This is a genomic window from Niallia sp. RD1 (assembly GCF_024219955.1).
Taxonomy (GTDB): domain Bacteria; phylum Bacillota; class Bacilli; order Bacillales; family Cytobacillaceae; genus Niallia; species Niallia alba.
In genome coordinates, this window is record NZ_CP100420.1 from 347004 (window position 1) to 359026 (window position 12023).

Sequence of the window (12023 nt, forward strand, 5' to 3'; positions counted from 1 at the left end):
CCCATACAGAGTTTCAAGGATTAAGGAGACTTTATAACTTAACTACTTCAACTTTAAGTTTTATATTCTTTTATTAATACAGCCAATGAAACCGTCTCACTATCTTGTGCAAGTTTCTTGATTTCTTCATTATTTACTAAATTAGCTAAAGCTGTTGGCCTAGACATGCCAATTTTAGTTTTTCCCCGGTCAGTATAACCAATCATTTTACATGATAGGAAATTCCAATTAACAAATTCTCCTTTAACACCCTATGTGCTTTATGTAGGTTACAAACCTCTAAAACTTTATAGTAAGATTCAAACTCTCGTCCTTACTCCTGTAATTTTTCTTTAATATCAATCATCCATAAAACACCAAACACTTTATCAATATATTGATAAATTACTTGAAATTACGCTGTACATTACTTCATCCTTGTATGGATAAGAAACATGAAATCATTCTCTCTCTTCTTATTTTTCAGAAAAAAAACTATAAAAAAACCTCTACGTCATCTATGAGCAGAGGTTTTCTGTTTTTTATATAATTTATTTTCCTTTAGATATTTAGTTATTTGTATTTTCTTTAAATCAGTAAAGAACATTTTTGCAAATCTAGAACTTTTTTTTAATGCAACTAACTCAATTATATTCGAATTGTTATGACAAATCATTCCGGGTAATTATGAAAACCACACATTTTTACACCGCTTCATTCCCATGAACTTTCTCATCCGGAATCAGCAGTAAGCCTAATTCATGATGATCTCCTTCAAATAAAGCCCTTTGCACAAAACGAATTTCACCATCATTATCAAAGACCTCAAGCTTACAATGGGCTGAATTTTTCTGTAAAGCTATATATAATTGATTTTTATCTTGGACTGGGATGCTATTTACTTTAGAAATCATCTCTCCAATTCTCAACCCCATTTTGTCTGCAGGAGAATCTGGAACAATTCCTAATATTACTACCCCATTGTTTTTTCTAGAAAAATAGAAGGACTGATTTTTTTCTTTATTTCTCTGCTTAATTGTAATCCATTCACGACCTATAATTGCTACTAGCACTAAACCAATAGAAGCAAGTGGAAAGAAATAAGATGCAGCTCCTCCTACTATTACAATAGAACCAAGAATAATAATATTTCGTCCTACATTTCTTAGTGCCCAAAATGGGTGTTCTCCTTGAACTTGCATTTTGGATCCGATCAAGAAAGGAACTAGGATGAGAGAGTATGTTTGGTTTCCAACAGTAAGCATTGGCCACCATTCCAATGGAATTGATAAGATCCCAGAAGGAACAAATAAAAACACTGGCAATATCCATGCTCTTTCTAAAAGATGCACGCCGATAACTTGACCTCGTTTACTCTTCCTTAATCTCGGTGAAGTTCCTTTAACACCATTTCCACGAACAAATATTCCCTCGGAAATAATCAAGAAGCCTAATAAAATGATAGCTGTTGGAAAAATATATTCAGAGGACTGAAGATTACTTTGAGAAAACAAGAAATAATCCCATCCAAGGAAAATCGAAACACTACTTACTATTATTCCTAATCCAGCTGTGTATACAGGTGATAATATTCTTGTTTTCCCAATGAGCGCTAATACAACCGTAAAGATCCCTGTATAAATTATAAATTCCATAGGAACTACTAAGACAAGGCCGATAGAAAGAATGGATATACACAATCCTACGATCAGCCCGAGTGGTACCATTTGCTTTAATTCAAAATAAGCATTCTGTGCTCTTACCGTAAAATTTCTTCTTTCTTTTTTTACTCTATTAACCCCTAAAAAAGCGGCAAATAAAAACGATAAATAAAATACAGGATGCAAAAATAATTTACCAAATCCTTTTAAAAGTTCGAGCAACCAATCTTGCCACATAAAAACTTCCCCCATCCTTACAATAAGCTTCCAATCTATTCATTCCTCTAAGTAAAGGAATTTAATCTTTTTATATTATAAATCTATTATATTCTACTAATATGGTAATAGAAAGACTATGGGCAGAATTATTCTCTCTTTGTTATCTTTTTCTTGTTTGTTTACTAGATTAAATGGAAAAAGAACAATTGATAAAGTGAACCTTCAATCAGTGGTGCTAACTTTCCTTTAATGAAGGATAAGCACCTATGTAATTTATTCTCAACAAAAAAGCCAATAACCTTAAAAGATTATTGACCTCTCTTTCCTGTTAATTCGTTTTAGCAATTGAAGCTTTTACTTTCACAACTACATTTTCTACGGTAAATCCATACTCTTGGAAGAGTTTATCTGCTGGTGCTGATGCACCAAAATGATCAATGGTAATGTGTTCTCCTTTTGCGCCGATATATTCTCTCCAACCTAATGATGCACCAGCTTCAATCGCAACACGAGCCTGAATACTTTCTGGCAAGACGCTTTCTTTGTATGTTTCCGTCTGTTCTGCAAAACGATCCCAGCTTGGCATACTTACTACATTTACTGAAATTCCTTCTTCTGCTAACGCTGCTTGTGCTTTAATAGCAAGAGACACTTCTGAACCAGTTGCTAAGATTAATGCTTGTGCTTCTTCTTTTGCAGCGGAAACGGTATACGCTCCTTTTTTTACCCCTTCATATGCTTCTGCTTTCGTTAACGATAATGTTGGCAAGTTTTGTCGTGTTAATACTAACGCTGTCGGTGTATTTGTACTTTCTAATGCAAGTTGCCATGCTGCTGCTGTTTCTTTGGCATCTGCCGGACGAATAATCGATAGTCCCGGCATAGCGCGAAGTGAAGCTAATTGTTCAATTGGCTCATGAGTTGGACCATCTTCTCCAACAGCAATACTATCATGTGTAAATACATATGTTACCGGCAATTTCATTAATGCTGCTAGACGCATGGCTGGACGTAAATAATCAGAGAATACGAAGAAAGTTGCTCCAAATACTTTCACTCCACCATGCAATGCTAATCCGTTTAAAGCTGCTCCCATTGCAAATTCACGCACACCAAACCAAATATTTCTGCCAGCATAGCCATCAATCGCAAAGTTTTTCTCAGCAGTCATTAATGTTTTATTCGAACCAGCAAGGTCTGCAGATCCACCAAATAAGAATGGGATTTCTTTCGCAGCTGCTTGAATTGTTTTTCCTGAAGAGTCTCTTGTAGCGATAGAATCTCCAGCATTAAATTCAGGTAGCTTTTCTTGTAAATCAACGGGTAGCTCTCCTTTAATCGCACCTTCTAATTGGGTTGCTAATTCTGGATATGCCGTTTTATATCCTTCATATAACTCATTCCAAGCTTGTTCTTTTTCTTCGCCTTCATTAGCCAATTCCGCATAATGCTTCGAAACTTCTGTTGGAATATGGAATGCTTCTTCATATTGCCAACCATATGCTTGCTTTGCCAACGCTGTTTCAGAAGCTCCTAACGGCGCACCATGTGAGGCCGATTTTCCACCTTTGTTTGGTGAACCATAACCAATAACTGTTTTCACTTCGATTAATGTAGGAATATCTGATTGTTTTGCTTTTGTGATGGCTTTATGAATTTCCTCTACATCATTTCCATCTTCCACTCGAATTACTTCCCAACCATAAGCTTCAAAACGTTTTTGAACACTTTCAGAGAATGATAGATGCAAATCACCATCTAGGGAAATATCATTGGAATCATATAATACTACTAATCTACCTAACTTTAAGTGACCTGCAAGTGATGCAGCTTCAGCAGAAACGCCCTCCATTAAATCACCGTCCCCGCAAATGCTATACGTATAGTGATCTACTACTGGAAAATTGTCTTTATTATATACTTCTGCCAAATGCCTTTCCGCCATTGCCATCCCCACTGCCATTGCATTACCTTGTCCTAATGGACCAGTAGTTGCTTCAACACCTGGTGTATGTCCGAATTCTGGATGGCCTGGAGTTTTGCTTTCCCATTGACGGAAGTTCTTTAAGTCATCAATAGTAACACCATAATTAAATAGATGTAACAAGCTATAAAGAAGCATAGAACCATGTCCTGCTGATAAAACAAAACGGTCACGGTTGAACCAATTTGGATTAGCTGGATTATGATTCATTTCTTTTGCCCATAATGCATAAGCCATTGGAGCTGCCCCCATCGGCATTCCTGGGTGACCAGAATTTGATTTTTCAATGGCATCAATCGATAAAGTACGAATCGTATTAACTGCTAGTTTTTCTACATTTGTCACAACTGTGTTACTCATATTATCATTCCTTCATATTTTTTATTTTGGTAAAGAACGCCATCTTTTTTCACCATTATTTCTCCTGTAGGATGATGATTGTTTAACCACAATACAATCGTTTCTGCTATTTCATTTGCTAATATTCGGTCAATCGTTGTTGGATTTGTTCCCATACAAAGTGCTTCATCAATTTCTGTGTATTTCCAATCCACATTCAAATGATTAATTAAATGCTCTTTCACTCTTTCTCTGTTTGTATGACTGTATACTAATACAGAGGACGTATGAACATGGTTAAAACTACCATCAATTTTATTGGATAAAAGCTCCCCTTCTTCTCGTTCAAATGGATTTGCTATAAAATGTCCATCTACTGCCATCGAGATATCTTCAAGCATATTAATCGATGGTGATGGTGATCCTTTAATTGAAAAGCCAAATAATCTTGGTTTCTCATATTTTAAGGAGTGAATCGTGTCTTTCACTTTTAGAATCATTTGCGTAATACTATTAATAGCCGTGTCATAGCCTAAAGACCAATCAGAACCTTCGATATCGTTATATATAGAAACAGGAACATATAACGAATGGATTTTTCCGCTTCTTACTAATGATTTCTGCCATTGTTCTTTTGCCTGAGCATCACCAATAAAAATAATACTATCCATTGGGGCACAAATTTCTTCCCACCTCACGTTAACTGATAATGTTGAAGGCTTCAGCACTGACTCACTAAGATAGGGAGAATCATTATTTACAATAAATTCAAGATAGTCTGCTGCTCCTGTTTCTTTCTTTACTTCAATCCCAAACAATTGATGGCATGGAGCCAATTCATTAAACATTTTGTGAATAATTTGTTTAACTCCTGCAGGTAGTACCCCCGCAATAATGATGCCTACTTTCACAAAGATGCCTCCTGTTTATCCTTATTTATCAAGCCTCATAGATTTCTATTCCATTAGCTGTTTAACATCCTTTTATCTTTGTAATTATCTTTTTCTATGGCTTTTTCGTAAAGTTTGTTGCTATCGCCCGCAGCCGGAATACACTTCGCTTTCCGTGGGGCTCGCGCTGAGCCGCTACGCTCCTGCTTTCTTCTCAGACTGTCTCGATAATCCCACTGGAGTCTATATGTATTCCGGCTACTCTATTTTTCCAACTAATTCATTTTTCCTTTTGAAAAAACAACAATCTGATAGAAAACTGCCTTTTCTATCAACAAAGATGTTTCTCTAATTCGCCAATAGCTCCAACTCTTTTTTCATGTCTGCCACCTAAAAATTCCGCTTGGAGCCATGTTTCTACTATTAATACTGCTAATCCTTCTCCTGTAACTCTCTCTCCTAAACAAAGGACATTACTATTATTATGTTCTCTTGTAGCCTTTGCTGAGAATACATCACCGACTACAGCGGCACGGATTCCCTTTATTTTATTTGCTGCAATACTCATTCCAATACCAGTCCCACAACAAAGAATTCCTAATTCATTTTTACCTGCCATAATGGATTCTCCTACTTTTCTTGCGTAGTCTGGAAAATCAACACTTTCTCTACTATGACAGCCAAAATCCTCCACTTCTATTTCTTGCTCCAATAAATATTTTTTTACTGCTTCTTTTAATGAAAATCCACCATGATCACATGCAATGGCTAACTTCATGCTCCTCATCCTTTCTATTAATCAACTCTATTAGCTAGATAAGCTATTCACCTAATAAAAACCTAGCAATAGAGGATTTCATGAAACAATTAACTTCCATTACATTCCATTATTCTTCTTGACATGTTCATTTTATCACATGAAATACAGCTTATTGTATACGTTTTCATCTTCAATATTGTCTACCCTTTTGTAAACTATAGTGATTTGGTATTTCCATTTATCCAAGTAAACAAATAAAAATACTCCACTTTAACGATGTAAGAGGAGTATTTTTTATCTTATTGCAGTGCTTATGATTCAATTAAAACTTTTATTTCGTCACCAGCCATTACTTTTTCAAAACCATTGCGCCATTCTTCAAGTGATACGACTTTTGTAATCATTTTATCGGTATCAATTTTTCCATCCTCAAGTAATTTCAAAGCAATATCCCAAGAGCTAGGTTTTTGAGAACGACATCCGATATAGTTAATTTCTCGTTGAATGATAGATTCTTGATCAATCTCATTTGTTTTATTCGCAAATAGTCCTACTTGGACGAAAGTACCTTTTTTCTTCGTTAATGCAAGACCTTGGTTTACGGCTGGAACAGCACCAGAGCAATCAAACACTTTATCCGCGCCATAACCATTGGTATGTTGATTAACAATTTCGCTCAAATCTTCTTGTAAAAGATCAACCACAACATCTATGCCCAACTCTTTTGCAAGATCTAATCTTTTTCTATCTTTTGTGATTCCAGCCAAAATAACGAAGGCACCTTGTGCTTTTACTACTTGGCTTAATAACAATCCAATTGGACCAGGACCGAATACTAATACAGTATCGTTTTCTTCAATTGTTGTTTTTTCTAATGCTGCATGGACACAACAAGCTAATGGCTCTGTCAGTGCTGCTGCTTCTAGGCTAACATTCTCATTTAATACATGTACACTTTCTTCTCTAGCAATCACATACTCTGCCATACTACCATTTACTTGTGTACCAAGACCTGTTCGGTTTGGACATAGGTTATAGTCTTTTTCTTGGCAATAAATGCATTCTCCACAAGTTGTAAAGGTTGTTTCACTTGTTACTCGGTCACCGACTTTTACTGTGGAGACATCTTTACCAACTTCTACTACTACACCAGAAAATTCATGACCCAATACTACAGGAGTATTTTTGCTATTGTATTCACCTTTAAAAGTATGGATATCCGAACCACAAATACCTGTATAAGCAACTTTTATTTTTACTTTATCATCATAAGCAGAGGGCTCATCAATATCGACTAGCTCCATTTCATCATAGCCAGATTTTAATTTTGTTACAGCTTTCATTGCATAAATCCTCCTCGTTATTTTTAATGGCTATTTCCGTAAAGTTTGTTGCTGTTGAAAACAACATTCTTTAGAAAATAGCCTTTTTAATCAATTAAATATGGATTAAATTACACCTTGGAAAAGTTGAGAAACCTTTAAAACTAACCAGTTCAGCAAGTTTCCTCCAGTGTCTAAATTGGATACTTGAGTAGCTCCGCCCGGCATTTCAAATGATCCACCTGCAAGCATTTGAGTAAATACTGGTGCAAAATCTGTTGCCATATATAGGGAAAGCGCTATCATAATTGTACCCACAATAACGGAGTGGATGATATTTCCTTTTCTAGAACCAACAATGAATGCTACTAAAAATGGAATGGTTGCTAAGTCTCCAAAAGGTAGCACTTGGTTACCTGGAAGAACTACTGCTAAGAACAATGTAATTGGTACTAAAATAAGTGCAGTTGCCATAACTGCTGGATGTCCTACAGCTAATGCTGCATCTAGACCAATATATAATTCTCTGCCAGCATAACGTTTTCTTAAATACTCACGTGCAGCTTCAGAAATTGGTAATAAACCTTCCATTAAGATCTTAACCATACGCGGTAATAATAGCATAACGGCACCCATTGAAATACCAACTTGGAATACGTCGCCTACGTTGTAACCAGCTAAAATACCAATGACAATTCCTAAGATAAAGCCCATCATCATAGGCTCTCCGAAAATACCCATTCTTTTTTGAATAACATCCGGATCTGCTTTTATCTTTTGAAGTCCTGGGATTTTTTCAATCAATAAACCTATTAAAATACCAAGTGGTGCAAATGATGCTGTTGAAGCTGTTGGAAATGTAATACCTGGTAAACCGTAAAATTTTTCAACCATTGGCTGTGTTTTATCTGCAATAATTAATACAATTACTTCATAAACTACCGCACAAAGGATTGCAAATATCCAGCTATTTGTTAAAATATAACCAGTTGCACCAGCGGCGATAAAATGCCAGTAATTCCAAATATCTACATTTAATGTTTTTGTTAATTTTAAGAAAATCATTAATAAGTTTACGCCCAAACAAATCGGTAAAAGAATTGCTGCAACTGGTGATGCCCAAGCACCTGCTGCCGCCGCTGGCCAACCAGCATCAATTACGTGTAAATTCAAGCCAAATCTTTCAACCATTGCTTGTGCAGCTGGCCCTAAGCTGCCTGTTAGAACTCCAATAACTAAGTTAATGCCGACAAAACCAATTCCAATTGTTAAACCTGAACGAAATGCCTTTTTGAATCCTGTACGAAAAATAAGTCCAATAATAAGTATGGCAATTGGCAAGATAACGGTTGGTCCTAAACTTAGGACGTACTGTACTCCATCTAAAAGTTGACCCATTTTGAATCTCCTCTCATCATATGTTATTTATATTTGTGTATCCTATACACCACTTTTGGAAAGGGATTGTAGTAGGCAGGTTTCCCCGCCTCTACTTTTTGGCAAGATGTTCTTCTAGGATGTAACCCTTTTTAAGAAATTACTTTTTAAAATGACCAAGAATTTGCTGATCAATTTGCTCCATACCGATTCCACTAATATAACCAGTTGCTACAATAGCAGGAATATCATATTGTTTTGGAAGGATTGTTGTTGATACAATTAAATCTGCATCTGCTTGAAGTGAAGAAACCTCTGCTATTTTACATTGAACTACTTCAGCGTTTAAGTTATTATCTTTCACCAAATTTTCTACACGGTTACATACTACTGTTGATGTTGCAATACCAGCTCCACAAGCTACAAGAATTTTACCTTTTTTCATTTTAATAATCTCCCTTCAATTTTCGTAATATCTATATAGAAGCAATTCATTTTTTTGCTATCTAACCTTTTATGCATTTCATTATTTTTTTAAATAACTTAAAATTTCTTTGTCTAATTCTTCCATTCCTATCCCACTAATATAAGCGGTTGCACTAAGAGCCGGAATCGAATATTTTGTTGGTAATATTGTGCTCGAAACGATTAAATCTGCATTAGACTGTAAACTAGCAACTTCTGCTATTTTGCATTGAACAAGCTCCACCTTTAGATTTTCTCGTTCAACTAATTCTTCTAAATGATCAAGAACAACAGTCGATGTAGCAATCCCTGCGCCACAAGCAACCAGTATTGTTTGCCTGTTCAATTTACTCACCACCCTTTCAGGAAACGTTAATACTTTGAAATAATGCTGTTATATCTGATTTATCCTTCGCATGAATAAGCTTTTCTAAATGATCTTCTACTTGGATTACCTGCATTAATTCTTGTAGAACTTCAATTTGACTATGTGGCTGATTCAGGCCAAGCATCAATACCGCCTGAACTTCCGTTGTTTTTGTGTTATCTTCCATTAAATGAAAGGATACGGGTTTTTCTAAAACTGAAACAGCGATAAATTGCTCCACTACATGCTCCGGATCAGTATGAGGGATAGCGATACTATACTCATTGACACTTAGTCCTGTTGGGAAGATCGATTCTCTCTCCTTAATTTTTGGTAGGAATGTTTCTTTTACAAAACCCTGCTCATATGCCTTTTCAAACATTGCATTAAAAAGCTGATCTTGATTTTCCACCTTTAATCCGACGTTCACTAAGCTTTCTTTAATAAATGAAGCAACTGCCATTTTAAACTCCTCCACTTTCACTTAACTTTAAGAATATTTTTTGATAATTTCATATAATTGCTCTGGATTTTTGCTGATCTTTAGATTACTGATTTCTTCGCCATTTTTTGATATGCTCATAAGCTGTCTTAGCGCGTAAAGATGTTTATGCTTATCTGTAGATGCAAGCACTACGATAAAATGGACTCTAACCTTCTCATTAAATGGGATACCATCTTCTATTTTTAATAAGCTCATGCCGACTCTATTTACGCCAGCTTCAGGATCAGCATGAGGAATGGCAATCACATTTCTTAATACGATATGTTGAACCATTGCTGGATACTGTTTCAACATTTCTTCTACATAATTTTCTGTGATGCTTCCATTTTTCAATAGCTGACCAGCTGCTATTTGTATTCCTTGCTGCCAGTCTTCTACGCTTTGTACGACTGTAATCATTTCAGGAGTTAGTAAAGATGCGAGCGATAAATCCGTTTTTGTCATTGGCTCCTGAGTTTCACTAGTTGTCGTAATAGTAAAATGTTCTTGCAACGCATCTCTCAAAGATTCTTTATCCTTTATAGACGCATATTTCTCGATTTTCCCCATTAATTGCTCAATATTTATTACATTTGTATTTAAGTCAAATATTTCTCTAAGTACCCTCTGTCTAAGTTGAACTTTTTCAAAGTCTGATAGTATCCGATTGATAACAAATTGCTTTGTATCCGTTTGTAATGGTACTGGTGAAAAAATAATATCAACTTGATAATTGAGTTGGTGAAACTCCCGAATCGATAAAGCTTGATGAAAATAAAATTCAGGAAATAATTCACGTAGGGTGCTTTCCATTAGACGCGAGATAGATACACCGTTAGGACAAACAACAACTGCTTTCTTCTTCTTCTGAATGGTTTCTCCTGAGCTAATTAAATGTCCTCCGACAAAAATAGTGATGAACATTAATTCACTTTCTGGTATTGGACATCCTATATATTCTTCTACTGGAGCAATCGAATCCTTTACAATAAAATGAATCGTTTCGAATTCTTCGCTTACTTTTTCCATCATTGTGTAATTCGTCGATAGATTGTATTTCATTCGGTAATAAGCAGGCTTCATATGAAGTACTAACCTTTCAAGTAATGCCGCTTTATCCTTAAATGCAATACATGCTTTGTACTCAAAAGTATGAAGAAATGTTTCCAAAGCTTTCGTTAACTCCGGGATTTGGTGATCAGCTAAGAATTGTGCTGATAATATCTTGGATGTTAACAGCTGCAAGGTCATAAACAGATGTTCTTCTTTCGGAATATGTTTAATATCTTTAATCAAAATCTCAGCTGCAATAAATTCTTTCGTATCAGATAAGGAACGATAATCAATATGGTAAAAATCCTGGATTACTTTTCCTTTTTGTATACGCTTTAATATTACAGCTAAAATATATGGCAATAAGTTAATTCGTTCATCAATGAATTGGAGATTTAAACTACATTCGACTTCTGCTAGTCTTTCTTTTATCGTAATCAAATTATCTTTAGGTACATTGATAAACTTTTGAATATATATTTCGCCATTATATATAGATAAGATATTTTCTAGTACTTCCACTAATAGTTTACGAACATTCCATTCCTTCCCTTTTAACTCATAACCTTTCATTCTTGAATAACTAACCTCAAGTTCATAAGGCTCAATCATTTGCTGAACTGTTTTCATATCCCGAAGAATCGTATTTTTACTTACCCCTAAGGCACTAGTAAAATGAAGTAAGGACAGCTCATCATCGCTACTGATAATATACAATAGAATAAATTGAGCTCTTTCTGTTTCAGATGGGATATAATGCTTATCCGCTTGTTCATCTGTCTTTTCAGCGAATAACTCCATAATGACTGGACTAATAATGAACTTTCCGCCATTTGTTCTTTTAATAGCAGGATAATTATTCGATTCTAGCCAATCATTGATCTTCTGAAAACTGTAACTAACTTGTCTTCTTGATAGGTGAAATTTTTTCTCTAGCTTTATGTTGGAAGTATCAGGATTGCTTAATACTTCCTTTAATAAAATATTACTTCTTTCGTCAAGATACATTATCTATCACCTCTTAACTTGATTTCATTGTAGCATGGATGAAAAAGATATTGTATCCGTTTTCATTTCCATAACTAGTTTGTGAATTGTGTCACTAAGTGATTAACTTGCACAA

General features: G+C 35.2%; 11 protein-coding genes. All 11 read right to left on the minus strand.

What is annotated here, in order from left to right:
- Positions 1-53 precede the first annotated feature (53 nt).
- The gene (locus NKG37_RS01775; RefSeq protein WP_016203423.1) at positions 54-206 is read right to left on the minus strand and encodes a DUF302 domain-containing protein; all 153 of its coding nucleotides are present in this window, start codon (positions 204-206) and stop codon (positions 54-56) included.
- A 477-nt stretch (positions 207-683) separates the two neighbouring features.
- The gene (locus tag NKG37_RS01780) at positions 684-1877 is read right to left on the minus strand and encodes a PDZ domain-containing protein (protein WP_169189110.1); all 1194 of its coding nucleotides are present in this window, start codon (positions 1875-1877) and stop codon (positions 684-686) included.
- Positions 1878-2187: 310 nt separating this feature from the next.
- Positions 2188-4203 carry a transketolase gene (gene tkt, locus NKG37_RS01785; protein ID WP_254415695.1) on the minus strand — a complete coding sequence of 672 codons (2016 nt, stop codon included), beginning with the start codon at positions 4201-4203 and terminating at the stop codon, positions 2188-2190.
- On the minus strand, positions 4200-5093 hold the full coding sequence (locus tag NKG37_RS01790; protein ID WP_169189112.1) for a 6-phosphofructokinase: 894 nt from the start codon (positions 5091-5093) through the stop codon (positions 4200-4202). Before NKG37_RS01790 ends, tkt begins: the two co-directional genes overlap by 4 nt.
- Before the next feature lie 310 nt (positions 5094-5403).
- Entirely contained in the window at positions 5404-5850 is a 447-nt protein-coding gene (gene rpiB / locus NKG37_RS01795) for a ribose 5-phosphate isomerase B (protein ID WP_101729313.1), read from the minus strand.
- Between the two features lie 293 nt (positions 5851-6143).
- Positions 6144-7175, minus strand: coding sequence for a zinc-binding dehydrogenase (locus NKG37_RS01800; protein WP_101729314.1), 1032 nt, complete (start codon positions 7173-7175; stop codon positions 6144-6146).
- A gap of 105 nt (positions 7176-7280) precedes the next feature.
- On the minus strand, positions 7281-8552 hold the full coding sequence (locus NKG37_RS01805; protein ID WP_016203428.1) for a PTS galactitol transporter subunit IIC: 1272 nt from the start codon (positions 8550-8552) through the stop codon (positions 7281-7283).
- Positions 8553-8691: 139 nt separating this feature from the next.
- The gene (locus tag NKG37_RS01810; protein WP_016203429.1) at positions 8692-8976 is read right to left on the minus strand and encodes a PTS sugar transporter subunit IIB; all 285 of its coding nucleotides are present in this window, start codon (positions 8974-8976) and stop codon (positions 8692-8694) included.
- 81 nt (positions 8977-9057) lie between these two features.
- Positions 9058-9342, minus strand: a complete 285-nt coding sequence (locus NKG37_RS01815; RefSeq protein WP_016203430.1) for a PTS sugar transporter subunit IIB — start codon at positions 9340-9342, stop codon at positions 9058-9060.
- Positions 9343-9358: 16 nt separating this feature from the next.
- Positions 9359-9826: a PTS sugar transporter subunit IIA gene (locus tag NKG37_RS01820; RefSeq protein WP_016203431.1), complete on the minus strand. Its 468-nt coding sequence runs from the start codon at positions 9824-9826 to the stop codon at positions 9359-9361.
- Positions 9827-9853: 27 nt separating this feature from the next.
- Positions 9854-11908: a BglG family transcription antiterminator gene (locus tag NKG37_RS01825; protein WP_212117486.1), complete on the minus strand. Its 2055-nt coding sequence runs from the start codon at positions 11906-11908 to the stop codon at positions 9854-9856.
- Positions 11909-12023: the final 115 nt, after the last annotated feature.

Coding starts and splice junctions, on each gene's coding strand:
- NKG37_RS01780 (WP_169189110.1), bottom strand. CDS start 1,877: ATGTGGCAAGATTGGTTGCTCGAACTTTTAAAAGGATTTGGTAAATTA.
- rpiB (WP_101729313.1), bottom strand. CDS start 5,850: ATGAAGTTAGCCATTGCATGTGATCATGGTGGATTTTCATTAAAAGAA.
- NKG37_RS01810 (WP_016203429.1), bottom strand. CDS start 8,976: ATGAAAAAAGGTAAAATTCTTGTAGCTTGTGGAGCTGGTATTGCAACA.
- NKG37_RS01805 (WP_016203428.1), bottom strand. CDS start 8,552: ATGGGTCAACTTTTAGATGGAGTACAGTACGTCCTAAGTTTAGGACCA.
- NKG37_RS01825 (WP_212117486.1), bottom strand. CDS start 11,908: ATGTATCTTGACGAAAGAAGTAATATTTTATTAAAGGAAGTATTAAGC.
- tkt (WP_254415695.1), bottom strand. CDS start 4,203: ATGAGTAACACAGTTGTGACAAATGTAGAAAAACTAGCAGTTAATACG.
- NKG37_RS01800 (WP_101729314.1), bottom strand. CDS start 7,175: ATGAAAGCTGTAACAAAATTAAAATCTGGCTATGATGAAATGGAGCTA.
- NKG37_RS01820 (WP_016203431.1), bottom strand. CDS start 9,826: ATGGCAGTTGCTTCATTTATTAAAGAAAGCTTAGTGAACGTCGGATTA.
- NKG37_RS01775 (WP_016203423.1), bottom strand. CDS start 206: ATGATTGGTTATACTGACCGGGGAAAAACTAAAATTGGCATGTCTAGG.